General features: G+C 66.2%; 19 protein-coding genes. 12 read left to right on the top strand and 7 right to left on the bottom strand.

Annotated features, from left to right (window positions below; all coding sequences use genetic code 11):
* Positions 1 to 10: 10 nt before the first annotated feature.
* The 3 genes from dnaE to tilS all read left to right on the top strand — a co-directional run bounded on the left by dnaE (position 11) and on the right by tilS (position 5,914).
* Complete coding sequence (gene dnaE / locus ABD654_RS11720; protein ID WP_344705067.1) at positions 11 to 3,511, top strand: DNA polymerase III subunit alpha; 3,501 nt, start codon at positions 11 to 13, stop codon at positions 3,509 to 3,511.
* Between the two features lie 128 nt (positions 3,512 to 3,639).
* Complete coding sequence (locus ABD654_RS11715; protein WP_344705066.1) at positions 3,640 to 4,596, top strand: acetyl-CoA carboxylase carboxyltransferase subunit alpha; 957 nt, start codon at positions 3,640 to 3,642, stop codon at positions 4,594 to 4,596.
* Positions 4,577 to 5,914: a tRNA lysidine(34) synthetase TilS gene (gene tilS, locus ABD654_RS11710; RefSeq protein ID WP_344705065.1), complete on the top strand. Its 1,338-nt coding sequence runs from the start codon at positions 4,577 to 4,579 to the stop codon at positions 5,912 to 5,914. Before ABD654_RS11715 ends, tilS begins: the two co-directional genes overlap by 20 nt.
* On the opposite strand, the gene ABD654_RS11705 is transcribed toward tilS, so the two are convergent.
* The gene (locus ABD654_RS11705) at positions 5,887 to 6,879 is read right to left on the bottom strand and encodes a Ppx/GppA phosphatase family protein (RefSeq protein ID WP_344705064.1); all 993 of its coding nucleotides are present in this window, start codon (positions 6,877 to 6,879) and stop codon (positions 5,887 to 5,889) included. The two genes, tilS and ABD654_RS11705, sit on opposite strands and share 28 nt — an antisense overlap.
* A gap of 657 nt (positions 6,880 to 7,536) precedes the next feature.
* Here ABD654_RS11705 and rho point away from each other — a divergent pair.
* From rho to ABD654_RS11660, 9 genes are all read left to right on the top strand, one after another.
* Positions 7,537 to 8,796: a transcription termination factor Rho gene (rho, locus tag ABD654_RS11700; RefSeq protein WP_344705063.1), complete on the top strand. Its 1,260-nt coding sequence runs from the start codon at positions 7,537 to 7,539 to the stop codon at positions 8,794 to 8,796.
* Positions 8,797 to 8,838: 42 nt separating this feature from the next.
* The gene (gene ubiD, locus ABD654_RS11695) at positions 8,839 to 10,341 is read left to right on the top strand and encodes a 4-hydroxy-3-polyprenylbenzoate decarboxylase (protein ID WP_344705062.1); all 1,503 of its coding nucleotides are present in this window, start codon (positions 8,839 to 8,841) and stop codon (positions 10,339 to 10,341) included.
* Between the two features lie 49 nt (positions 10,342 to 10,390).
* The gene (locus ABD654_RS11690; RefSeq protein ID WP_344705061.1) at positions 10,391 to 11,134 is read left to right on the top strand and encodes an NAD(P)H-flavin reductase; all 744 of its coding nucleotides are present in this window, start codon (positions 10,391 to 10,393) and stop codon (positions 11,132 to 11,134) included.
* Positions 11,135 to 11,309: 175 nt separating this feature from the next.
* Positions 11,310 to 11,435, top strand: a complete 126-nt coding sequence (locus tag ABD654_RS11685) for a hypothetical protein (RefSeq protein WP_344705060.1) — start codon at positions 11,310 to 11,312, stop codon at positions 11,433 to 11,435.
* Between the two features lie 515 nt (positions 11,436 to 11,950).
* Positions 11,951 to 13,027, top strand: a complete 1,077-nt coding sequence (locus tag ABD654_RS11680) for a 3-deoxy-7-phosphoheptulonate synthase (protein ID WP_344705059.1) — start codon at positions 11,951 to 11,953, stop codon at positions 13,025 to 13,027.
* Positions 13,028 to 13,114: 87 nt separating this feature from the next.
* Positions 13,115 to 13,630, top strand: coding sequence for a DUF3087 family protein (locus tag ABD654_RS11675; RefSeq protein WP_344705058.1), 516 nt, complete (start codon positions 13,115 to 13,117; stop codon positions 13,628 to 13,630).
* Positions 13,631 to 13,736: 106 nt separating this feature from the next.
* Positions 13,737 to 14,486, top strand: coding sequence for an MliC family protein (locus ABD654_RS11670; RefSeq protein ID WP_344705057.1), 750 nt, complete (start codon positions 13,737 to 13,739; stop codon positions 14,484 to 14,486).
* Positions 14,487 to 14,551: 65 nt separating this feature from the next.
* Positions 14,552 to 14,992 carry a lactoylglutathione lyase gene (gene gloA, locus ABD654_RS11665; protein ID WP_344705056.1) on the top strand — a complete coding sequence of 147 codons (441 nt, stop codon included), beginning with the start codon at positions 14,552 to 14,554 and terminating at the stop codon, positions 14,990 to 14,992.
* 21 nt (positions 14,993 to 15,013) lie between these two features.
* A complete protein-coding gene (locus tag ABD654_RS11660) occupies positions 15,014 to 15,496 on the top strand; it encodes an META domain-containing protein (RefSeq protein ID WP_344705055.1) in 483 nt (160 codons plus the stop codon).
* A gap of 3 nt (positions 15,497 to 15,499) precedes the next feature.
* Here the strand turns inward: ABD654_RS11660 and ABD654_RS11655 are convergent, their stop codons facing one another.
* The 6 genes from ABD654_RS11655 to ABD654_RS11630 are packed head-to-tail and all read right to left on the bottom strand — an operon-like array spanning position 15,500 to position 23,115.
* Complete coding sequence (locus tag ABD654_RS11655) at positions 15,500 to 16,651, bottom strand: FAD-dependent oxidoreductase (RefSeq protein WP_344705054.1); 1,152 nt, start codon at positions 16,649 to 16,651, stop codon at positions 15,500 to 15,502.
* Positions 16,648 to 18,810, bottom strand: a complete 2,163-nt coding sequence (locus ABD654_RS11650) for an FAD-dependent oxidoreductase (RefSeq protein ID WP_344705053.1) — start codon at positions 18,808 to 18,810, stop codon at positions 16,648 to 16,650. Before ABD654_RS11650 ends, ABD654_RS11655 begins: the two co-directional genes overlap by 4 nt.
* Positions 18,810 to 19,496, bottom strand: coding sequence for a TIGR04282 family arsenosugar biosynthesis glycosyltransferase (locus ABD654_RS11645; RefSeq protein WP_344705052.1), 687 nt, complete (start codon positions 19,494 to 19,496; stop codon positions 18,810 to 18,812). Before ABD654_RS11645 ends, ABD654_RS11650 begins: the two co-directional genes overlap by 1 nt.
* Complete coding sequence (locus tag ABD654_RS11640) at positions 19,486 to 20,205, bottom strand: TIGR04283 family arsenosugar biosynthesis glycosyltransferase (protein ID WP_344705051.1); 720 nt, start codon at positions 20,203 to 20,205, stop codon at positions 19,486 to 19,488. The genes ABD654_RS11645 and ABD654_RS11640 overlap by 11 nt, the downstream gene beginning before the upstream one ends.
* Positions 20,192 to 21,868 carry an ABC transporter permease gene (locus ABD654_RS11635; protein ID WP_344705049.1) on the bottom strand — a complete coding sequence of 559 codons (1,677 nt, stop codon included), beginning with the start codon at positions 21,866 to 21,868 and terminating at the stop codon, positions 20,192 to 20,194. Before ABD654_RS11635 ends, ABD654_RS11640 begins: the two co-directional genes overlap by 14 nt.
* Before the next feature lie 2 nt (positions 21,869 to 21,870).
* Positions 21,871 to 23,115, bottom strand: a complete 1,245-nt coding sequence (locus ABD654_RS11630; RefSeq protein ID WP_425552769.1) for an ABC transporter substrate-binding protein — start codon at positions 23,113 to 23,115, stop codon at positions 21,871 to 21,873.
* Positions 23,116 to 23,135 lie beyond the last annotated feature (20 nt).

Here is a 23,135-nt window from a genome sequence, read left to right as displayed (position 1 = left end):
CGAGACTCCCATGACAGTGCCCTTTGTTCATCTGCGCGTTCACAGCGAGTTTTCTCTGGTGGACGGTCTGGTCAAGCTGAAATCGCTGGTAAGCGCTACCGCCGAGCGCGATGTGCCGGCGGTAGCGCTTACCGACGAGGCCAACCTGTTCGGGCTGGTCAAGTTTTATACCGCCGCCCAGGGGGCCGGGCTCAAGCCCATCATCGGCGCGGATCTGTGGCTGGCCAACCCCCACGACGAGGCCCACCCGTATCGCCTGACGCTTTTGGCGATGAACGAAACGGGCTATCGCAACTTAACCAAGCTGATTTCCCGGGGCTGGGTCGAAGGCCAACACCAGGGCCGGGCGCTGGTGCAAAAAAGCTGGGTGCTTGAGCAAAGCGGCGGGCTGATTGCGCTGTCCGGCGGCCGCGAAGGCGACGTTGGCCGCCACCTGCTGGCCGGCCACGAGCGCGACGCCCGCAAACAGCTGGAGCAGTGGCAGGCGGCGTTTCCCGGGCGCTTCTATCTGGAGCTGACCCGCACCGGCCGGGCGCTGGAGGAAGACTGCGTGCACGCAAGCGTTGAGCTGGCGCTTGCCACGGGCGCGCCGGTGGTGGCCACCAACGACGTGCGCTTTATCGACCGCGACGACTTCTGGGCCCACGAAACCCGGGTGGCCATCGGCGAGGGCAAGGCGCTTGCCGATCCGCGCCGGGAGCAGCGCTACAGCGAAGAGCAGTACCTCAAGACGCCGGAAGAAATGGCGGAGCTTTTTGCCGATATTCCCCAGGCGCTGGAAAACAGCGTGATGATTGCCAGGCGCTGCAGCGTTGACGTGCGCCTGGGCGAGATTTTTCTGCCCGAATTCGCCATTCCCGAGGGCATGACTCAGGACGAGTATTTCCGCAAGGTCTCCCACGACGGGCTCACCGAGCGGCTGGATTTCCTCTACCCGCCGGCCGAGCATCCGCGCGACAGCGACGCCTGGCGCGAGATCGACGCGCGCTACCGCGAGCGGCTGGATTTCGAGCTGGATATCATCCTGCAGATGGGCTTTCCCGGCTATTTTCTGATCGTGATGGACTTTATCCAGTGGGCCAAGGACAACGACGTGCCGGTAGGGCCGGGGCGCGGCTCCGGCGCCGGCTCACTGGTGGCCTACGCCCAGAAGATCACCGACCTTGACCCGCTCAAGTACGATCTGCTGTTCGAGCGTTTCTTGAACCCCGAGCGTGTCTCCATGCCCGACTTTGACGTCGACTTCTGCATGGAAAAGCGCGACCGGGTGATCGACTACGTCGCCGAGCGCTACGGGCGCGATGCGGTGTCGCAAATCGTCACCTTCGGCACCATGGCGGCCAAGGCCGTGGTGCGCGACGTGGCCCGGGCCCAGGGCAAGCCGTATTCGCTGGGCGACAAGCTCTCCAAGCTGATTCCCTTTGACGTGGGCATGACCCTTGCCAAGGCCATCGAGGCCGAGCCCGCGCTCAAGGAATTCATCGAGGCCGACGACGAGGCCGAAGAAATCTGGGAGATGGCGCTCAAGCTCGAGGGCATCACCCGGGGTACCGGCAAGCACGCCGGCGGGGTGGTGATCGCACCGACCAAGCTCACCGACTTTTCGCCGCTTCTGTGCGACGAAGACGGCTCCGGGCTGATGGTGCAGTTCGACAAAAACGACATCGAAGACGCGGGCCTGGTGAAGTTCGACTTTCTCGGCCTGCGCACCCTGACCATCATCGACTGGGCGCTGGAAATGGTCGACAAGGTGCGCGCCGTAAACGGCCAGGCGGCGCTGGACATCGACGCCATCCCGCTGGACGACAAGCCCACCTTCGAGATGCTCAAAAAGGCCGAAACCACCGCGGTGTTCCAGCTTGAATCCCGGGGCATGAAAGAGCTGATCAAGCGCCTGCAGCCGGACTCGCTGGACGACATGATCGCGCTGGTGGCGCTGTTCCGCCCGGGGCCTTTGCAGTCGGGCATGGTGGACGACTTTATCAACCGCAAGCACGGCCGCGCCGAGGTGTCCTACCCCCACCCGGACTACCAGCACGAGCTGTTGAAACCCGTGCTCGCGCCGACCTACGGCATCATCCTGTATCAGGAACAGGTGATGCAGATCGCCCAGGTGCTGGCCGGCTACACGCTGGGCCAGGCCGACATGCTGCGCCGGGCCATGGGCAAGAAAAAGCCCGAAGAGATGGCCAAGCAGCGCGCCGGCTTCATGGAAGGCTGCGCGGCAAACGGCATCGACAAAGACCTGGCCGGCAACATCTTTGATCTGGTGGAGAAATTCGCCGGCTACGGCTTTAACAAGTCGCACTCGGCGGCCTACGCGCTGGTGTCCTACCAGACGGCGTGGCTCAAGGCGCACTACCCGGGGCCGTTCATGGCGGCGGTGATGTCCACCGAAATGGACAACCTTGATAAAGTCGTACCGCTGATCGAAGAGTGCCGCCACCTGGGGCTTACGGTGACGCCGCCGGACGTCAACGTCGGCACCTACAAGTTCAGCGTGGATGAAGACGGCCGCGTAGTGTACGGCCTGGGCGCGATTCGCGGGGTAGGCGAAGGCCCCATCGGCGCCATTGTCGAGGCCCGAGAAAAGGGCGGCGCTTTCAGCGACCTGTTCGATTTCTGCCGCCGGCTTGATCCCAAGCGTATCAACAAGCGCACCCTGGAGGCGCTGATCCGCGCCGGCGCGCTGGATAACCTGGGGCCGCATCGGGCGGTGCTGGCCGCCGCCACGGAAGATGCCCTCAAGGCCGCCGCCCAGAATCACACCAATCAGAGCGCAGGCATGGTGGATATGTTCGGCGAGGCCTTCGCCCCGGCGGCAGACCTGGACGTCTACGCCGACTATCGCGGCGTGCGTGCGTGGCGCGATCGCCAGCGGCTCGCCGGCGAGAAAGACACGCTGGGGCTTTATCTCACCGGCCACCCCATCGACGAATACGAGCGCGAACTGGCGCGCTTTGTCGCCACTCGCATTCGCGATCTTACCCCGTCCCGGGAGCCCCAGCGCGTGGCCGGGCTGGTGGTGGGTATGCGCACCATGAAATCCAAGCGCGGCGACACCGTGGCCTTTATTACCCTGGACGACCGCACCGGGCGCGTTGAGGCTTCCCTGTTCGGCGAGCTGTACGACGCTGTGCGCGGCCAGATCGAAACCGATCAGGTCATCATCGTCGAAGGCGAGGTGGCCACCGACGACTACTCCGGCGGGGTCAAGCTGCGCGGCAAGGACGTTACGCCGATGACGGCGGCGCGGGTGCGTTTCGGCAAATCCGTGGATCTGGCACTGGATGCCAGCCGGGTCAACGGTCGTCTGGTGGACAGCCTGCGTGATAGTCTGACGCCGTACCGCGATACCGGCGGGCTGCCGGTGCGTTTGCAGTATCGCCACCCGGACGCCACGGCCTGGCTGGCCCTGGATGACAGCTGGCGCGTAGCCCCCAACGATGAACTGCTGCTGGCGCTTGGCGACGTTGAGGGCCAAGTGGGCGTCAAGCTGCGCTACGACTGAGCCGGCGCCGGCAGGCCGGCTGTCTTGCGTGGTTGATTCAAGCTGCGATAATGCCGAGCTGAAACGCTCGATCGATACGGTTTGCTTTTTCTCTGGCTTTTTCTACAGGTTTTTTACAGGCGACGTCCATGAATCCCAACTACCTCGATTTTGAACAGCCGATTGCCGAGCTGCAGGCAAAAATAGAAGAGCTGCGGCTGGTCAGCTCCGACAGCCAGGTCAATCTGGCCGATGAAATCGAACGCCTGGAGGCCAAGCGGCGCAAGCTGACCGAGTCTATCTTCAAGGATCTCACCCCCTGGCAGGTCTCCCAGCTGTCGCGCCACCCCAAGCGCCCGTACCTGCTGGACTATCTGGAGCACGTCTTCACCGATTTCGACGAGCTCCACGGCGATCGCCGTTTTGCCGACGACGCCGCACTGGTCGGCGGGGTGGCGCGGCTCAACGACCGGCCGGTCATGGTCATCGGCCACCAGAAAGGCCGCGACGTCAAGGAGAAGGTGCGGCGCAACTTCGGCATGCCGCGCCCGGAAGGCTATCGCAAGGCCTGCCGGCTGATGGAAATGGCCGAGCGCTTCAAGATGCCGGTGCTGACTTTTATCGACACCCCCGGCGCCTATCCGGGCATCGACGCCGAAGAGCGCGGCCAGTCCGAGGCCATTGCCCACAATCTGGCGGTCATGTCGCGGCTGAAAACCCCGATCGTATCCACCGTGGTGGGCGAGGGCGGCTCCGGCGGGGCGCTGGCCATCGGCGTGTGCGATGAGCTGGCCATGCTGGAGCACTCCACGTACGCGGTGATCTCGCCGGAAGGCTGCGCCTCGATTCTGTGGAAGAGCGCGGAAAAGGCTTCCGACGCCGCTCAGGCCATGGGCATTACCGCCACGCGCCTCAAGGAGCTGGGCTTTGTCGACACGCTGATTGAAGAGCCGCTGGGCGGCGCCCACTGCTATCACGAACAAACCGCCGAGCGCGTAAAAAACGCCCTGGAGCAGAGCTTGGAGCGGCTGGAGGCGCTGGACACGGACACGCTGCTGGAGCGCCGCTACGCACGCTTGATGAGCTATGGCGCGCCCGCCGCATAAGCGCTCTCCGCAAGCTTTGCTTGAACGCGCCCTGGCGGAGGTTTCGCCGGGGCGTGGCGTTTGGGTAGCGCTTTCCGGCGGCATGGATTCGACGCTTTTGCTGACCCTTGCCGCCGAGGTCTGCCGCGCGGGGAGCACTGCGCTGCATGCGCTGCACGTCCATCACGGCCTGCAGGCCGCCGCTGACGATTTCGAGCGCCACTGCCGCGCCCTTTGCCGGCGGCTTGGCGTGCCCTTGACGGTGGTGTACGCACAGGTCAACGCCTGCGGCAAGGGCGTGGAAGGTGCAGCCCGCCAGGCCCGCTACGCCGCCTTTGCCGAACAGGTGCCGGCCGGCGATACGCTGTGGCTTGCCCAGCACCGCGACGATCAGGCCGAAACCTGGCTGCTGGCCGCGCTGCGCGGCAGCGGCGTGCGCGGGCTGGCGGCCATGCCCGCTCAGCGCCAATACCGCGGAGTGACCCTGGCCCGCCCCTGGCTTGGTACCCCACAGGCAGAGCTTGCCGCGGCGGCGCAGGCGCTGGCAGATGAAGGCCGGCTCGACTGGTGCGATGACCCAACCAACGCCGATACCCGTTTTGAGCGCAACTACCTGCGCCACCGGGTTCTACCCGTTTTAAAGGCGCGCTGGCCCCACGCCGAGCGCTCGCTTGTTGCCGCCGCCGAGCATATGCAGGACGCCGACGCGCTGCTGGAAGCCTACGCCGCCGAAGAGCTCGCCGCGCTGCAGATCGGCGACGAGCAGCTTGACGCCGCCGCACTTGCCGCGCGAGACAGGCCCCGCCAGCGGCTGCTGGTGCGTACTTTCTGCCGCCGGCGGGGGCTTGCCACGCCGCCCAGGCGCCGGCTGGAAACGCTGCTGGCGCAGCTGTGCGCGGCGCCGGACGCGCAGGTGTACGTTGCCTGGCCCGGCGCCTGTGCGCGGCTGTGGCGCGGCCGGCTGTATCTTTTGGCTGAAGCGCACAGGGCAAAAGCGCCGAGCTGGCGCACAAGCTGGGACGGCCGTGCGCCGCTTGCTACGCCGCTGGGGGATCTGGATGTCGCCCTGGTGGCAGCGCCGGCACAAGCGACACGGCCGCTAACCGCTTGCTGGCGCCGCGGCGGCGAGGTTATTGAGCTGGCCGGGCGCGGCCGGCGCGACCTGAAACGGCTGCTGGCCGAGGCCGGCCTGCCGCCCTGGGAGCGGCAGGCGGTGATCGTGCTGTGGGCGGGTGATACCTGCGTGGCTGCGCTCAGCGCGCCCAATAGGCGCCTGTATCAGGCCGCTGGCTGGCATTTTACCGCCGGTGCTCAGCGATCGCACGGCCCGCGGTGCTGATGGAGCATGTCCAACAGCAGGCCCTCGCGCAGGGCGCCGTCGACAAAGCGCAGCCGCTGCAGGTCAAAGGCGGTGAAGATCGCGCTGACCAGGGCAACGCCGGCGGGAAAAATACTCGCGCGGTTGGCCTTGAGCCCTCTGAGCGCCAGCGTATCGATCCGAGAAGAGCGCAGCACCCGGGCGCGCAGCCGCTCAAGCCCGGGACGGGTGATCAGGCCTTTTTCGCGGCTGTCGCCGTACGCGTGCATCACGCGCGCCACCGCCTTGAGCGTGCCGCTGGTGCCGACGGCCTCGTCCCAGCCGGCACGGCAATAGCGCGCCTGGACGGTTGCAAGCCGTTCAAGCGCGGCCTGTTCGGCGGCGGCCATGGCCGCCTTGCTCAGCGCGCCGTCGGGGAAAAAGCGCCGGGAAAAGGTCACACAGCCCATAGGCAGGCTTTCCAGCAGCTGCGGGGTCATGGCGTGGCCGATCACGCATTCGCTTGAGCCGCCGCCGATATCCACCAGCAGGCGCCGCCCGCGGCACGGGCGCGCGTGGCCGGCGCCAAGATAGATCAGCCGCGCCTCTTCGCGCCCGCTGATCACCTCTACAGAATCGCCCAGCAGCGCGGCGGCACGCTCGAGAAAGACATGGCGGTTGCCGGCCTCGCGCAGCGCGCTGGTGCCGACGATGCGCAGCTGCGAGCAGGCGGCGCGCTCCAGCATGGCGGCAAACTGTTCAAGGCATGCAAGGCCGCGCTTCTGGGCGGCATCGTCAAGGTTGCCGTTGGCATCCAGCCCGGCGGCCAGCTGCACCTTGACCCCGCGCCGGGTGACGATGCGCGGCCGGGCGCCGTTAACACGGGCGATCAGCAGGTGAAAACTGTTGGAGCCAAGGTCGATGGCGGCAATGTGCCGGCCGGCGCGCGGCTGGCAAAGCGATTCGGTGCGGCCGGCAGCGGTGGCAAGAGGCGTATCCTTGGGCATGGGCTGTCCTTCCGGTGGGTCCGGGCAAGGTTGCGTGGCCCCCGCCGGATTGTCAATTGGCCAAGGCTTGCGTTTGCCGCAGGGCTTGACTACCATCCGCCTACTGGTTTGAGTAGAAATAACGCACAGCCCGGTAGCGCAGGCCACCGGCGGTTGCTCATGGCAACAGGGCCAAAGCGCCAGAGATGTCCGGCAACGGATTATCCCGTGCGACCAGCCCCATGAGTTCCGGCCAGTCTCTTGCATACCGGCATCAGCGCAGCAGGCGTTACGTCAATCATTTCAGGCTTTACCCAACCCCATTGACGCCGAGCCGGGCGTTTTCTCGTTTTTAAAGCGCTAGGGCGCTTGACGTTTACGCCTTTCAACGCAGATTCACGGCGGATCGGCGCAGCAGCGGTGCTGCACAAGGGTAAAGCCGGCCAGCTGTCCAAGTCGTCAGATAGCCCGTGAGTCCGGCCCGCCCAGCGCCGGCCTGGAAATCAGGAGTGAATGGTTGAGCTGAATCCGATGCGTTCGGGTCAGTCAGGCTTTTTGCATATCGAGCGCGTGTCCTGTCGGGATCTGAACGCATCATACGGCGCATCACTGCCACGCCTCCTTTCTTCTCTGCGGCGCCCGGCGCCTCGCTTTCATGAGCAACGTTCTAACACACCGATGAATCTTACCGAACTCAAGCAAAAATCCGTTCCCGAGCTGCTCGATATCGCCCGTCAGATGGGCATCGACAATCTGGCACGCTCGCGCAAACAGGACATCATTTTCGCCATCCTCAAAAAGCACGCCAAAAGCGGCGAGGACATCTACGGCGACGGTGTGCTGGAAATTCTCCAAGACGGTTTCGGCTTTCTGCGCAGCGCCGACAGCTCGTATCTGGCCGGCCCGGACGATATCTACGTCTCGCCGTCGCAGATTCGACGCTTCAACCTGCGCAAGGGCGACTCCATCGCCGGCAAGATCCGCCCGCCCAAGGACGGCGAGCGCTACTTTGCCCTGCTCAAGGTCAGCCAGATCAACTTTGATCGGCCGGAAAACGCCAAGCACAAGATTCTCTTTGAGAATCTTACGCCGCTGTTTCCCGACGAGCGCATGCGCATGGAAATGGGCAACGGCTCGAAAGAGGACCTGACCGCGCGAATCCTCGATCTCACCGCCCCCATCGGCAAGGGCCAGCGGGGGCTTTTGGTGTCGCCGCCCAAGGCGGGCAAGACGCTGATGCTGCAAAACATCGCCACCTCGATTACGCGCAACAACCCCGAGTGCCACCTGATCGTTTTGCTCATCGACGAGCGCCCGGAAGAGGTCACCGAGATGTCGCGCACCGTGCGCGGCGAAGTGGTGGCCTCGACCTTTGACGAGCCGCCGGCGCGCCATGTGCAGGTCGCCGAAATGGTGATCGAAAAGGCCAAGCGCCTGGTCGAGCACAAAAAGGACGTGGTGATTTTGCTCGACTCCATCACCCGCCTGGCCCGGGCCTACAACACCGTGGTGCCAAGCTCGGGCAAGGTGCTCACCGGCGGCGTGGACGCCCACGCGCTGGAAAAGCCCAAGCGCTTTTTCGGGGCCGCGCGCAACATCGAAGAGGGCGGCAGCCTGACCATTCTTGCCACCGCGCTTGTCGATACCGGCTCGAAAATGGACGAGGTCATCTTCGAAGAGTTCAAGGGTACCGGCAACATGGAAGCCCATCTGGACCGCAAGCTGGCCGAAAAGCGCGTTTTCCCCGCGTTCAACATTCGCCGCAGCGGCACGCGCCGGGAGGACCTGATCGCCTCGGAAGACGAAATGCAGCGCATGTGGATTTTGCGCAAGCTGCTGCATCCGATGGATGATATCGGCGCTACCGAGTTTCTCATCGATCGTCTCAAGGACACCAAGACCAACCTGGAGTTCTTCGAGGCCATGAAGCGCCGCTAGGGCGCTAACTGCCAACGAGCGCCAAGGAGAAGAGGGCCCGCCGTGAAATACCGCGATTTGCGCGAGTTTATCCAGACGCTGGAAACCCGAGGCGAGCTGGTTCGCGTCTCCGCCCAGGTCGATCCCTATCTTGAAGTCACCGAAATCTGCGACCGCACCCTGCGCGCCGGCGGGCCGGCGCTTTTGTTTGAAAACGTCAAAGGCCACGATATGCCGCTTTTGGGCAACCTGTTCGGCACGCCCGAGCGGGTGGCCATGGGCATGGGCGAAGACTCGGTCGCCGCACTTGGCGAGATCGGCAAGCTGCTGGCGTTTTTAAAAGAGCCTGACCCGCCCAAGGGCCTGAAAGACGCCTGGCAGAAGCTGCCGATTTTCCGCCAGGCGCTGAGCATGGGGCCGAAAACGGTCAAGCGCGCCCCGGTGCAGGAGGTCGTGGAAGAGGGCGACGCCGTCGACCTGGACCGCCTGCCGATTCAGCACTGCTGGCCGGGCGACGCCGCCCCGCTGGTGACCTGGTCGCTGGTGGTCACCAAAGGCCCGCATAAAGAGCGCCAGAACCTGGGCATCTACCGCCAGCAAAAAATCGGCAAGAATCGTTTGATCATGCGCTGGCTGTCCCACCGCGGCGGGGCGCTGGACTTCAAGGAGTTTCAAAAGGCCCACCCCGGCGAGCCGTTCCCCGTGGCGGTGGCGCTGGGCGCGGACCCGGCCACCATTCTCGGCGCGGTCACCCCGGTGCCGGATACGCTGTCGGAATACGCCTTTGCCGGGCTTTTGCGCGGCTCGCGCACCGAGCTTGTCAAATGCGGCCACGCCGAGCTTGAGGTGCCGGCATCAAGCGAGATTATCCTCGAAGGCTTTATCTACCCCGACGACATGGCCCCGGAAGGCCCCTTCGGTGATCACACCGGCTACTACAACGAGGTGGACACGTTCCCGGTTTTCACCGTGACGCGCCTGACCCGGCGCCGGGACGCGATATATCACTCCACCTACACCGGCCGCCCGCCGGACGAGCCGGCGATTCTGGGCGTGGCGCTCAACGAAGTGTTTGTGCCCATTCTGCGCAAGCAGTTCCCCGAAATCGTGGATTTCTACCTGCCGCCGGAGGGCTGCTCCTACCGCATGGCGGTGGTGACCATGAAAAAGCAGTATCCCGGCCACGCCAAACGCGTGATGATGGGCGTGTGGAGCTTTCTGCGCCAGTTCATGTACACCAAGTTTGTGGTGGTGCTCGACGACGACGTTGACGCCCGGCGCTGGGAAGACGTGATCTGGGCGATGACCACGCGCATGGACCCGGCCCGAGACACCACCATTGTGGAAAACACGCCGATCGACTACCTGGACTTTGCCTCGCCGGTATCAGGGCTTGGCTCGAAGATGGGCTTTGATGCCACCAACAAATGGCCCGGCGAAACCCAGCGCGAGTGGGGCGAGCCCATCGCCATGGACAGCGCGGTCAAGGCGCGGGTAGACAAGCGCTGGGCATCGCTTGGCATCGGCATTCCGCTACCGCCTGCGCGCAGCGGCGGTGATCATTGACACACATTTCGTCGCATCGCCTGGATAAGGCGCTGAACAAGAGGTTTGCATGAGTGCTAGGACGATGACCTGCCGGGTCAGCGAAGTGGAAGATCTCAACTCTGATGTGTTTGGCGTAACCCTGGAAGGGCGTGCCGAGGCGCTCACCCATGCGCCGGGGCAGTATCTGGAGCTTGAGCTGGATGAGAGTACCTGGGTGCCGTTCTCCATTGCCAGCGGCGACCGCGACGACGGTCGGCTGGAGCTTCACGTGCAGCACTGGCCCGAGCGCAGCAACTCCGCACGCCTGCGCGAGCTGTTGCAGGTAGCGCAAAAGCTCACCGTACGCCTGCCCGGCGGCGACTGCGTGCTGGATATGTCCAGCACGCGCCCGCTGTTGCTGGTTGCCGCCGGCACCGGTTTTGCCCAGATGAAAGCGCTGATAGAAGCCGCGCTTGCGCAAAACCCCGAGCGCGACATCCAGCTTTGGTGGGCCGTTCGCGAGCATCGCGAGCTCTACCTGGAGCCGCTTGCCACGCGCTGGGCGCAGACGTATCCGCATTTTACCTTTCATGCGGTGACCGAGCTTGCGCTGCTGGAGCCGCTGGCCGACGGCGAGCGTATTATGCATCACCAGGGGCGCATCGATGAGGTGCTCGAAGACGCCCCGCTAACCCCGGCCGGCTGCGATGTCTATCTGTCCGGCTCGCCGGGGATGGTGTATGCCTGCCTGGACATTCTGGCAGAGAAGGGCATCGATCAGACCCGGGTGTTTTCCGACGTGTTCAGCTACGCGCCGCGCCGCCAGGCTTAGAGCCGTAAGGCCTGACAAGACAGCAGTGCGGCCGGCAGAAAGCCTGAAACGCCGCCCCGGAATTTGCTAGACTGGCCGCGTAGCGACGCCGCGCAGCGAGTGTCGCCGGCGCAAAAAATCGGGAAACGCCGGCCGGATACGCGGCGCATCAAGTGAGTGAAACAAGGAGGCGGGTATGGCCCACAACGAACATTCTTATGATAACAGCGGCTTTTTTGCCATCGTGATGGGGCTGGTTGTGCTGGTCGGCATGGCTTGCCTGCCGGCCACCATCGGCTGGATTTTAACGTTCACCGGCTAAACAAGCGCTTGCCAGCCAGCCGGCCTTCGGGCTACGCTGGGCTGACCACGTTTTATTCCGGCTGCTTGACTCAACGGACAACCCCCATGCATACCGCTGCTTTTTTCAACCTGCCAGGCGATGTATCGGTGCCGCGCACCGCGTCTGTCTATGCGTACGGCGAAAGCTACTGGTTTAGCCAGGGGGTGGCCGTGGCCGGCGACTGAGCCGCGCCAACGGGCACCCCCAACGGGTGGCCCGCCATGTAAAACCCCGGTGGGCCGCCCGCCGGGGTTTTTGCGTTTAGGCAGCAGCACCGCGATACGTTTTTTCTTCATCGGATATTTTTCATCAGGAGCTTCGTCATGACCGACCGCGCACCGGCCTACATCGCCTTTTTTGTCGACAACGGGTACCCGGCGTATGGCCACGGCTGGCGATTTAGCCCCGCGCGGCCGGCAGCAGCTGCCACCTCCGGCCGCGTTCATGACGGTGGCAAGAGCCCACGATGTCCCTTTCCGACGGAGCGATAACCGATGAATGCCACTGCCACGATGCTCAAGACCGCGACTGCCCCGCAAACGGCGCCCGACGCCGACCCCGCCGGCCCGCAGCCGCTGCCCGCCCCGGCCACGCTTCACGCCGAGTACCCGCTAAGCCCGGCGCTGGCCGCACAGATCAACGCCCGGCGCGCCTCGGTCAAGCGCATTCTGTCCGGCGACGACCCCCGCCTGCTGGTCGCGGTGGGGCCATGCTCGGCCCACGACCCGCGTGCGGTGATGGAGTACGCCGAGCGCCTGGCGCGGCTCAGTGATGAGCTCGCCGGGCAGATCGTGCCGGTGATGCGCGTCTACGTAGAAAAGCCCCGCACCACCGTGGGCTGGAAAGGCCTTGCCTACGACCCGGACCTTGACGGCAGCGGCGATATTGCCCGGGGGCTTGCGTTGTCTCGTGCATTGATGCGCGACGTAGCCGAGTGCGGCCTGCCCGTGGCCACCGAGCTTTTGCAGCCCATGCTGGCGCCGTATCTGGAAGATCTGCTCAGCTGGGTGGCCATCGGCGCGCGGACGACCGAATCCCAGCTGCACCGCGAGCTTGCCAGCGGCCTTGACGCCGCGGTGGGGTTTAAAAACGCAACCAGCGGCGGCGTTCAGGTCGCCGTTGACGCCATGGGCGCGGCGGCGCATCCGCACCGGCACTTCGCCATGGACGCCGCCGGCCGCCCGGTGATGGCGCAAACGTCGGGCAACCCGCATACCCACCTGGTGCTGCGCGGCGGCAGCGGTGCGCCCAACTACCGGGCGGAGCACGTGCAGGCGGCGGCGGCGGCGCTGGAAAGCGCCGGGCAGAACCCGCGGCTGATGGTCGACTGCAGCCACGCCAACGCGTGCAAGGACCACCGCCGCCAAAGCGAGGTCATGCTTGATGTGCTCGCCCAGCGCGAGGCGGGCAACCTGAACCTGGCCGCGCTGATGCTGGAAAGCTTTTTGCACGAAGGCAAGCAGCCGCTGGTGCCCGGCGCGCTGCGCCACGGCGTTTCGATTACCGACGGCTGCATCGGCTGGGACACCACCGAGCGGCTGCTGAAAACGGCCGCCGAGCGGCTGGCCTGACACCGGCAAGCGGCCGGCGGTTTGTTTGTGCGGCCGGGCGCCGTATCATGGGTGCCCGGCGACACGCTCACACTCAAGAGGCCGCTCATGGCGCGTTTTACCCTCAAGCAGCAAGACCCCCACGCCTTTCGGCGCAAATCGCGTATTATCACCCTGCTGATGGCCGGGCAGTTCGCCGTGCTGGGGGTGCTGTTTGCGCTGATACTGACCTCCGCCTTTGGCTCAAGCCTTATGCTTAACGCCCTGGGCGTGGCGCTGGGGCTTTTGGCCACCAGTGCGATGTTTGCCGTGCTCAAGGACCGCCCCTGGATGAATGAAGTGCGCTATGCCTGGCAGCTCAAGCACCATCTGGGCCAGATCAGCGGCTATTTGTCCCCGCTGCGACGCGCCGTTGAGCACGATGATCGCACGGCGCTGGACGTGCTTACTTTTTACCACCAGGGCATGGCGCAGCTGGCCGAGCTTAACGGGCGCACCACCGATGACGACGCCGAACGGCTGGCGGAAAAAATGCAGGTCAAGCTCAAGCGCGAAGCCCTTGCGCTGCCCGCCGAGGTGGAAAGCTTCAACCCCGACGACCTGAAGCGCTATAAGCAGGCCTGAAGGGGTGCGGCAATCGGCGTTGATTCAATAGCGCGTCAAACCTCTTTCTAAGACGCGAAGCGCGCAGAAAGAGGAGGATGTCAGCACAAAAAGACAGGGAGACTGCATGGGAATCTATCACTATCGCTGGCCGGTGGCCCTGGCCTGTGCCCTATGGCTTAGCGGCTGCGCGTCGTCGGGCGTGGCGCCGGCGGATTCTGCATTGATGGCGGATCGCCCAGAAAGCCGCCCGTCAGAGGCTGTGTCCACCGCGCCGCTTTTGCCGTCGGCGCTGTTTCCCGGACAGGCCCAGCGCTTTGAAGCCTGGCGCTGCGCGCCGGCCAACCAGCACCTGGTCACCGCCTTTGGTGACGAAACGCTCAAGCTGTGGTCGCTGCACGGCGCTTGGCAGCTGCCCCAGGCGGTGGTGGCCAGCGGTGCGCGCTATCAAAACGGCGAGATCAGCTTCTGGAACCGCGGTGACAAGGCCCAGGTGGAAACCCCGCGCGGCCAGCTCACATGCCGGCTGGCGCACAGGCGCGACGCGCGCACCCGGGACGAGCATCCCGGCGTGATGTTTTTTGCCCACGGCAACGAGCCGGGCTGGACCGTCGCGCTGGATAACCAAACGCCCGAGCTTGAGCTTGCCACCGACTACGGCGACACCGTCGAGACGCTGCCCTATATGGTCAGCGTGATGGACAACGACGCCGGGCGCGTGGTGCTGAGAAACGCCGACGCCGGGCGGTTTTTCCGCGTGCGCGTTGAAGCGGCCGCCTGCTTTGACGACATGAGCGCCAAGCCGTACCCGGCACGCGTTACGCTGTCCATCGACGGCGAGCAGTACAGCGGCTGCGGCGAAGGCATCGCGCCTTGAGCTTGTTAAGCGCCGGCAGCAGCGTTAGCCTCGGGCCGGTCATGTTTTTATCGTTGAGGTGATTTATGCGCTATCTGCACACCATGGTTCGGGTCAGCGACCTGGACGCTGCGCTGCATTTTTACTGCAACCTGCTGGGCCTTAAAGAAGTGCGCCGCAAAGACAACGACAAGGGCCGCTTTACCCTGGTATTTCTGGCCGCACCCGAAGACGAAACCCGCTCGGCGCAAGAGCAGGCGCCGGAAATCGAGCTGACCCATAACTGGGACCCGGAAACCTACGACGGCGGGCGCAACTTCGGCCACTTGGCCTATGAGGTGGACGACGTTTACGGCCTGTGCCAGCACCTGCAGGATAACGGCGTGACCATCAATCGCCCGCCCCGGGACGGCCGCATGGCCTTTGTGCGCTCTCCGGACGGCATCTCGGTGGAGCTTTTGCAAAAGGGTGAGCCGCTGGCCCCTGCCGAGCCCTGGGCTTCCATGGAAAACACCGGCAGCTGGTAGGTGGCGCACCGAGGAAAGCCCATGATGCCCCCCGTTTCGAAACCCTCCGTTTTGGCTCGCCGCTGGCCGGGCGCCGGTCTGGCGGCGGCCGTCACGCTGCTGGCCGCCTGTTCCAGCGCTCCGCCGGCCCCGGCGCCCGAGCAGCCGGGCAGCGCCAAACCGCTCAGCGGCGAGGCGGTAGGCAAGCGCTGGAACCTGCTGCTGCTGGGCACCCATGAGCGTCTGACGCTGCCCGAGCCGGCGTATTTTCGCATCGCGCCGGACGGCCGCATCAGCGGCAGCGACGGCTGCAACCGCTTTACCGGCAAGGCCTCACTTGGCGACAAGCAGCGCATCAACGTCGAGGAGCTTGCCACCACGCGCAAGGCCTGCCCGGCGCTTGACGACGCGCAGCGCGTCACCGATATGCTGGAAAACGCCTATCGCTACCTGATCGACCATGACCGGCTGGTGCTGTTCGGCCCGGACAGCCGAGTGATCGGCGGCTGGCGCCGGGCGGACTAGCCGTCAGCGATGCTTGCCGGGGCTAAACCGGGCGATAAAGCGCCCGTCAAGGCGCGCTTTTAAGCGCCACGCCCATCTACCCGCCGCGCCCAGCGGGCCGTAGACGGCCACCGCGCGGCCGTCGCCGGTATTGATCAGCGCCAGCACCCGCTTCGGCGGGTACCAGTTCTTGAGCGGCTTGCCCCGGCAGGCCCGGCGCAGATTCTCGGCCAAATGTGGCCCGGCGCGCACGGCGTACACCCCGGCCTTGGGCAGCGCGGCCGGAAACGCCGCGCAGTCGCCGGCGGCAAACACCCCGGGCGCGCCCCTGGCCTCCAGGCTTTTGCCCACCTCGATAAACCCGCGCCGGTTAAGCGCAAGATCGCTGTGTTCAAGCCAGCCGTGGCCCACCGCACCGGTGGCCCAGAGCGCGATATCCGCCGGCACCGGGGCACCTTCGGCAAGCGCGATAGCGCCGTTTTCCAGTCCGACGGCCCGCACGCCGGTGCGCCGGGTTACGCCGGCTTTTTTCAGCGCTCGCGTGAGCAGCGCCCGGGGCCGCCGGCCGGCCCCGGGTAGAAGCGTTTCGCCCGCGCTTAACAGCGCAGCGTCAAAGCGCACGTCCGGACGGCGAGCCCGCAGCGCGGCCAGCACCGCAAGCAGCGTTTCGCACCCGGCGCCGCCGCCGCCTACGCTCACCACGCTTTGCCGGCTGCCGGCGGGCAGGGCGTCCACGCGCGCGCACAGCGCCTGCCAGCGCTCGGGCAGTGCGGCCAGCGGGCGCATGGCAAGCAGCGTCGGTGCGGCTTTCTGCGCCGCGTCAGGGGCGGCAACGGTAGCCCCGACGTTGATGGAAGCCACGTCGAAGCGTAGCCGCTCATTGCCTGCCAGCGTCACTTCGCGCTTTTCAGCGCTGAACGCCGTGGCGCGCTGGGCAATAAGCCGCGCGCCGGCCCGGCGGCACAGCGCGGCGATGTCGATCTGCGTCTCGGCAAGGGTGCACTCGCCGGCAAGCCAGGCCGGTATGCGCCCGGAATAGGCCGCAAGCGGGCTTTCGCTGACCACGGTCAGGCGTACGCCGGGTTCCGGGCGGCGGGCCAAGGCTTCAAGCACCAGGGCGTGGGCGTGGCCGCCGCCGATCAGCACCAGCTCTTTTTGCTGCGTTTTCGCACTCATGCGCCGCGCCTCCAGGTAAAGTAGCGCTCCAGCAGGGTAAGCACGCGCTCAGGTTTATGGGCATTTTTCCACGCGCCGGCGGTGGCCTTGGCCGCCTCGCCGAGCGTGGGGTAGGGATGAACGGTGCCCAACAGCTTGTTCATTCCCAGATTGTGCTTCATCGCCAGGCTGAACTCGCCGAGCCACTCGCCGGCGTTTTCGGCCACGATGGTCGCCCCCAGAATCTTGTCCCGGCCGGGCACGGTGAGCACCTTGATAAAGCCCGCGGTGGCACCCTCGGCAATGGCGCGGTCGCTCTCACTCATGGCGTAGCGGGTCAGTTCAAAGGCGATGCCTTGCTCTTTAGCCTCGCGCTCGTTGAGCCCCACCCGGGCGATTTCCGGCTGGGTGTAGACCACCGCGGGCATAAAGCGGTAGTCCACGTTGAAGCGCTTGACCTCGCCGAACAGGGCATTGACCGCGGCGTGCCAGGCCTGGTGGGCGGCGGCGTGGGTCAGCTGATAGGGGCCGGCAACGTCGCCGCAGGCCCAGACGTTGGGCAGCCGGGTCTGCAGCTGGCGATTGAGCGCCAGGGTGCCGGTATCAATGGCGATGCCCAGCGCCTCAAGGCCCAGCCCTTCAACGTTGGCCCGGCGGCCCACGCATACCAGCAGGTAGTCGAACGCCACGCTCTGCTCGCCTGCGGCGCTCGTCAGGTGCAGGCGCTGGCCGCCGTCGTGGCTGATGCGCTCGGCGCGGGTATGGGTCAGCACGGTCACACCTTCCTGCTCAAGGGTTTGGGCCACGTGCTCGCCCACCTCGGCGTCCTCGCGGCCCAAAAGCCGCTCGCCGCCTTCGATCAGCGTGACGCGGCTGCCAAGCCTGGCAAAGCTCTGGCCCAGCTCGCAGCCGATGGCCCCGCCGCCGAGCACCGCCAGCCGCCCGGGCAGCTCGTCAAGCTGCCAAAGATTTTCCGAGGTGAGCACCCGGGCCTCGTCGATGCCGGGGAGCGCCGGGATGGCCGGGCGCGCGCCGGTGGCAATAACGATGTGCCGGGCGCTTACGCGCTTGCCGCCCACGTCGACTTCCCAGGGGGTGACAAGGGCGGCGCGTGCCTTGTGTACGTCCACGCCGAGCTTGGTATAGCGCTCGACGCTGTCGTGGGGGGCGACGTCGGCAATGGCGCTGTGTACGTGGCTCATCACCCGAGAAAAGTCGACCGTCGGCTCGCTTGCGCCCGGGCCGGTATGAATGCCAAAGCGCTCGGCGTGGCGCACCTCGTGGGCGGCCCGGGCCGCGCGAATCAGCGCCTTGGAGGGCACGCAGCCGGTATTCAGGCAGTCGCCGCCCATGTTGCCGGCTTCCACCAGCGCCACTTTGGCCTTCACCGCGCGGCCGATGTAGGCGCTCACTAACCCCGCGGAGCCTGCGCCGATCACCAGCATGTCGTAGTCGAAGCGTTTGGGGCGCTCAAAGCCCCGGTAGACTCGGCGGCGCTGAACCAGGCGCATGATTTTCCGCGCGATCCAGGGGAATATCGCCAGCAGCGCAAAGGAGGTGAGAAGCTCTGCTGATAGCACATCGCCCAGCCGCTCGATCTCGCCTAGCTGGCCGCCGGCGTTGACGAACACCGCGGTGCCGGGAAGCATGCCGGCCTGGCTGACCCAGTAAAACGTCTGCGCCTTGATGCGCGTCAGTCCCATGACCAGGTTGATGACGAAAAACGGAAACGCCGGCACCAGCCGCAGGCTGAAAAGATAAAACGCGCCGTCGCGGTCTACGCCGCGGTTGATCGCCGCCAGCCGGCGGGGAAAGCGCCGCTCGATGGGCCCGCGCAGCAGGTAGCGCGAGATCAGAAAGGCCAGCGTCGCGCCGATGGCGCTGGCAAAGGAGACCAGCAGCAGGCCAATCCCCAGGCCGAACAGTGCCCCGCCCAGCAGGGTCATGATGGCCGCGCCGGGCAGCGACAGCGCGGTGATGACCACGTAGGCGGCAAAAAACGCCCCGGCGATCTGCCAGGGGTGGCGGTCAAAGGCGGCCTGAAACTCGCCCTGATAGGCCTTGAGCGTGTCCAGGCTGAACCACTCGTGGGCGCCGGTGGCAAAAAAGGCGGCGACGGCCACCGCTAGCAGGGCAAAAAGCAGCAGGCGTTTGCGGTTCACGGGCGTCTTTTGGGTCATCAGCGGCTCCAACCGGGGGAAAGAAAAGGGGAGGCAAGGGACGGCGCGCGAGGGTACAGGCGGCGATAGCGCTGCCAGTCTTCGGGGCGGTCCACGTCCCACACGGTAGCGGGGAAAGCCGCCTCAAGCCCCCGCGCGGCAAGGCGCGCCCGGGTGACGGCGAGCACCTCGTCGCCGCCCCAGGGAATGTCATGAAACAGCGCCCGGGCGTCGGCGGGGGTAAGCCCGCGGGTGCCGATCAGCCCGTAGCCGCCGTCCTCGGCGGGAAGAATCACTACCGGGTGCGTGGCAAGGCTGTCGGCGCAGGCCTGGATGAGCTCGGGGGTAATCGAGGGGCAGTCGCTGCCCATGATCATGGAAGGCCCCGCCGAGCCTGCCAGCGCGTGGCGAATGCGCACGCCCAGATGGCCCTCGGGCTGGGCGGCCAGATGGATGCCCAAACGCTGCTTGAGCTCAGCAAACAGCGGGTGGCCGTGGTCAAGCGCGGTCCACAGCGTAACCTGCGCTGCCGGCAGCGCTCGGCAGGCGTGGGCCACGCAGCGCCTGACCATCTCGGCGTGGGCGCTGGCCGCGCCGTGGGCACCCAGGCGCGGCATCAGCCGGGTTTTGGCGCGGCCGGGCACGGGGGCCTTGGCCAGCAGGTGCAGCGCCACCGGGCCGCATTCGGCAGAAGGGTTATTGTGCATTGGCGTGCTCTTGCCGGGTGTATTCGCGGGCCAGCTTTTCCGGGCTGGCGCCAAGCCGGTAGCGCAGGCGCAGCCGCCACATCAGCCACACCGTGGGCCACACGCCGTGGCGCTCCCAGCGCCGGCCGGAGACGCGCACCCGGCGTTTCAGGCAGGCCGGACGCCCGATGCGCTTCAGCCGCCCGGACAGCGCGATGTCTTCCATCAGGGGCTGTTCGGGAAAGCCGCCGGCGGCGGCAAAGGCCGCGCGGGTCATAAACATCGCCTGGTCGCCGGTGGCGATGCCAGTGAGCCGGGAACGGGCGTTCATCAGCGCGGCAATCACGCCAAGCCAGCGGCTGTGGCCGGTAAGCGTGACGTCAAAGCGGCCCCAGCGGCGGGCGGCAAGCGCCCGCTGAATCTGCTCCGGGGCGTCGTTGGGCAGGCGCGTATCGGCGTGGAGAAATACCAGCGTATCGCCGGCGGCGGCGCTGGCGCCGAGGTTCAGCTGCGTGCCGCGACCGGCGGGGCCGGTGAGCACGCTGTCGGCCAGCGGCAGGGCGATGGAGGCGCTGGCGTCGGTGCTTTCGCCGTCGACCACCACCAGCTCCGCGCCGCGCCGGCGGAAAGGGGCGAGCGCCTCAAGGGCGGCGGCGAGGGTGGCGGCTTCGTTAAGCACCGGCATTACCATGCTGATGCCGGCGAGGTCCTGACGGTCAGTGTCGGCCATGGCGGTTCTCCCGACGGATAAGCAAACGTGGCAGGGCGGCGGCCAGCATAAAGCCCAAAAGCGGCAGCAGCGCCTGCACCAGCGCCCAGACGCTGATCAGCCGCCGATTGCCGCCCGAGGCCAGCGCCACCGCCTCGGTGGTTACGGTCTCGACCCGGCCCGCGCCGAGAAGCCTTGTGGGCAGGTACTGGCCGATGCTGATGGCAAGGCCCACGGCGAAGGCGGTGGCCAGCGGCGCGGCCAAAAGCGCCAGGCGCACCCGCCAGAACGCGGCGTTGCGCGACACGCCCAGGGTGCGGGCGATTTCCAGCCAGCGCGGGTCCAGCCGGCGGTAGGCCTCGGAAAGCGACAGATACACGTAGGGCAGCACAAACAATAGGTGCCCGGCAATCACCAGCCCGATCTGCGGGCCGATGCCTACGCTTTCGGCGGCCACCACCAGGCCGAAGACAAAGGCAATCTGCGGCACGATCAGCGGCAGGTACAAAAGCCACAGCGAACGTGCCGGGCGCAGCTGCCGGCGGTGTTCGTTTTCCAGCACCGCGAGCACCAAAAGCGTGGCGATCAGCGTGGCCGCCAGCGCAATCACGGCGGTGCTGACAAGCGCCTCGCCGAGCATCGGCGCTGCGCGCTGCCAGTGAGCCCAGGTAACGCTCTGGGGCAGGGCGTCCGGAAAGCGCCAGAAGCCGGCCACGGAAAACATGGCAAGCCCGGCAAGCGCAGCAAGCGCGACAAGCCCCGCGCCGGGCAGCAGGGTGCGGCCGAGCAGGCGCAGCGTGGCCTCGCCCCGCCGGCGGCTTCCGGCCCAGAGCCAGCCGCGGCACAGCCGCGCGACAAGCCGCTCGCCCAGCCACCAGAGCCCAAGCGCGGTCAGGGTCACGCCCAGCTGCAGCACCGCCGCCGCCGAGGCCATAAAGCGCCGGCTGAGGTCGGGGTCGTTGAACCACTCAAGGATGGATACCGCAAGCGTCGGCGGAAGCGCCGGGCCTAAAATCAGCGCCATATCCACGTTGGCGCTGGCGTAGGCGATGACGGCGTAGAGCGGCAGCCGAATCAGCGGGTACAGCCCGGGCAGCACGGTTTTCAGCCAGCCAAGTGTCGGCGCGTAACCCAGCGACCGGGCGATTTCCACGTGCTTTTCCGGGCGGAGCTGGTTGAGCGCGGCCAGGCTCATCAGCAGCAGAAAGGGGATTTCCTTGAGAATCAGCCCCGCCATCAGCGAAAGCCCCAGCGGGTCGTTGACGATCAGCGTATCCGGCGGCTGCTCGGCCCCGGTCAGCCAGGGCGAGATCACGCGCATGGCGAGCCCCGACGGCGCGATCAAAAACGCCAGCCCAAAGCCCAGCGCGGCGTGGGGCACGGCCAAAAGCGGCGAAATCAGCCGGCGAGCCGCGCCTGCCAGCCGGCCGCGTTGCCCGGCGGCGAGAAACAGTACCACCGCGGTCAGCGCCACAATGGGAGTGACAAGCCCGCTTGCCAGGCTCAGTGCGGCGGCGCGCCAAAGCCCCGGCTGGCTGAAAAGCGCCCGCCAGGGCTCAAGGCTGAACGCCTCGCCGCCGAGCACCGGCAGATAATCAAACGCCGGCAGCGCAATCATGGCAAGCCCCGCCGCCACCGGCAGCGTCAGCAGGGCGATCACCAGTATGGGGGCCAGCCGTAGCACGCTTATTGCGCTCCGTAGCGCTCAAGCCAGGCCTTCTGCAGCGCGTCCATCCAGCCGGAGTGGGGCTCGGCCAGGGTTTTCTCGAAGGCGTCTGCCGGGGGCAGCGCGGGGTTGTTGTTCTGCGCCTCAAACAGGGGCCGCTGCGCTTTGCTTAGCCGGTTTATGTCCAGCACGGTGCGATCGCCCCAGTAGTCCAGCGACTGCTTTTGCGCCTGGGCACTCGGCGAGAGCAGGAAGTTGGCCAGCGCCATGGCGCCGGCCTTGTGCGGTGAATTGTAGGGAATGGCGACAAAGTGCACGTTGCCCAGGGTGCCGCCGTCGAGCACGTAGCTGCGCACGCTTTTCGGCAGCTGGTATTCCTTCACCGCCACGGCGGCGTCGGTGGGGTAGAACGAGAACGCCAGGTCCAGCTCGCCGTCGCTCATCAGGGTGCGCAGTCTGGGCCCCGAGGCGGGGAAGCTTTGGCCTTCGCGCCATAGGTGCGGATGCAGCTTGTCGAGATAGTCCCACAGCGGCGCGGTAACGGCGGCGAAGTCGCTTTCGGACACCGGCCGGTAGAGCGCTTCGTCCTGATCGGTGAGCTCGATCAGCGCCTGCTTCAAAAAGGTGCTGCCGGTAAAGTCGGGGATGCGCGGGTAGGTAAAGCGTCCGGGGTTTTCCCGGGCCCAGTCGAGCAGCTCGGCCATGCTCTTCGGCGGTGCGCCGTCGCCGGTGAAGCTGGCCGCGTCGCTGTCGTAGTAAAAGGTGATTTGCGCCCGCCCCCAGGGCGACTCGAAGCCATCAACGGGCAGGGTGAAGTCGGTAACCACTTCAGGGTTGTCCGCCGGGTTTGTCAGCCCGAAGTGGGGCAGCGACTCGGCAAAGGGGCCGAACAGCAGGTCATGTTCGCGCATGGCGGCGAAGTTTTCACCGTTGATCCAGACGGCATCCACGCTGCCGCCGTCGTCGTTGCCCGCCTGCTTTTCTGCCAGCACGCGGGATACAACGCTGCCGGTGTCTTCAAGCTTGACGTGCTCGACCTCGACGCCAAAGCGCTGCTGCATCTGCCCGGCCACCCAGTCGATGTAGCGGTTGGTGCGCGAGTCGCCGCCCCAGGCGTTCCAGTACACGGTCTGGCCTTCGGCCTGTTCAATCACCGTTTTCCAGTCGTCGGGGTCGGGGGCTGCCAGCGCCGTGGCGGACAGCATCGCGCAGGCGAGTGCGGCCAGCCGCGGGCCATGGCGCAAGAGAGAAGCAGCGGTGTGCATGGGCAGGGTTCCTTTGGTCG

This window comes from Halomonas cibimaris (assembly GCF_039537045.1).
Classification (GTDB): Bacteria; Pseudomonadota; Gammaproteobacteria; order Pseudomonadales; family Halomonadaceae; genus Vreelandella; species Vreelandella cibimaris.
Note: the sequence above shows the minus strand (reverse complement) of the source record. Positions and strands in the feature narration are given on the sequence as shown.

What these genes read in the sequence shown, in the direction of transcription:
- ABD654_RS11650 (WP_344705053.1), bottom strand. Translation starts at nt 18,810, where the DNA reads ATGACCCAAAAGACGCCCGTGAACCGCAAACGCCTGCTGCTTTTTGCC.
- ABD654_RS11660 (WP_344705055.1), top strand. Translation starts at nt 15,014, where the DNA reads ATGATGCCCCCCGTTTCGAAACCCTCCGTTTTGGCTCGCCGCTGGCCG.
- ABD654_RS11645 (WP_344705052.1), bottom strand. Translation starts at nt 19,496, where the DNA reads ATGCACAATAACCCTTCTGCCGAATGCGGCCCGGTGGCGCTGCACCTG.
- ABD654_RS11670 (WP_344705057.1), top strand. Translation starts at nt 13,737, where the DNA reads ATGGGAATCTATCACTATCGCTGGCCGGTGGCCCTGGCCTGTGCCCTA.
- ABD654_RS11640 (WP_344705051.1), bottom strand. Translation starts at nt 20,205, where the DNA reads ATGGCCGACACTGACCGTCAGGACCTCGCCGGCATCAGCATGGTAATG.
- gloA (WP_344705056.1), top strand. Translation starts at nt 14,552, where the DNA reads ATGCGCTATCTGCACACCATGGTTCGGGTCAGCGACCTGGACGCTGCG.
- ABD654_RS11690 (WP_344705061.1), top strand. Translation starts at nt 10,391, where the DNA reads ATGAGTGCTAGGACGATGACCTGCCGGGTCAGCGAAGTGGAAGATCTC.
- tilS (WP_344705065.1), top strand. Translation starts at nt 4,577, where the DNA reads ATGGCGCGCCCGCCGCATAAGCGCTCTCCGCAAGCTTTGCTTGAACGC.
- ABD654_RS11630 (WP_425552769.1), bottom strand. Translation starts at nt 23,115, where the DNA reads ATGCACACCGCTGCTTCTCTCTTGCGCCATGGCCCGCGGCTGGCCGCA.
- ABD654_RS11680 (WP_344705059.1), top strand. Translation starts at nt 11,951, where the DNA reads ATGAATGCCACTGCCACGATGCTCAAGACCGCGACTGCCCCGCAAACG.
- dnaE (WP_344705067.1), top strand. Translation starts at nt 11, where the DNA reads ATGACAGTGCCCTTTGTTCATCTGCGCGTTCACAGCGAGTTTTCTCTG.
- ABD654_RS11675 (WP_344705058.1), top strand. Translation starts at nt 13,115, where the DNA reads ATGGCGCGTTTTACCCTCAAGCAGCAAGACCCCCACGCCTTTCGGCGC.
- ABD654_RS11655 (WP_344705054.1), bottom strand. Translation starts at nt 16,651, where the DNA reads ATGAGTGCGAAAACGCAGCAAAAAGAGCTGGTGCTGATCGGCGGCGGC.
- ABD654_RS11715 (WP_344705066.1), top strand. Translation starts at nt 3,640, where the DNA reads ATGAATCCCAACTACCTCGATTTTGAACAGCCGATTGCCGAGCTGCAG.
- ABD654_RS11705 (WP_344705064.1), bottom strand. Translation starts at nt 6,879, where the DNA reads ATGCCCAAGGATACGCCTCTTGCCACCGCTGCCGGCCGCACCGAATCG.
- ABD654_RS11685 (WP_344705060.1), top strand. Translation starts at nt 11,310, where the DNA reads ATGGCCCACAACGAACATTCTTATGATAACAGCGGCTTTTTTGCCATC.
- rho (WP_344705063.1), top strand. Translation starts at nt 7,537, where the DNA reads ATGAATCTTACCGAACTCAAGCAAAAATCCGTTCCCGAGCTGCTCGAT.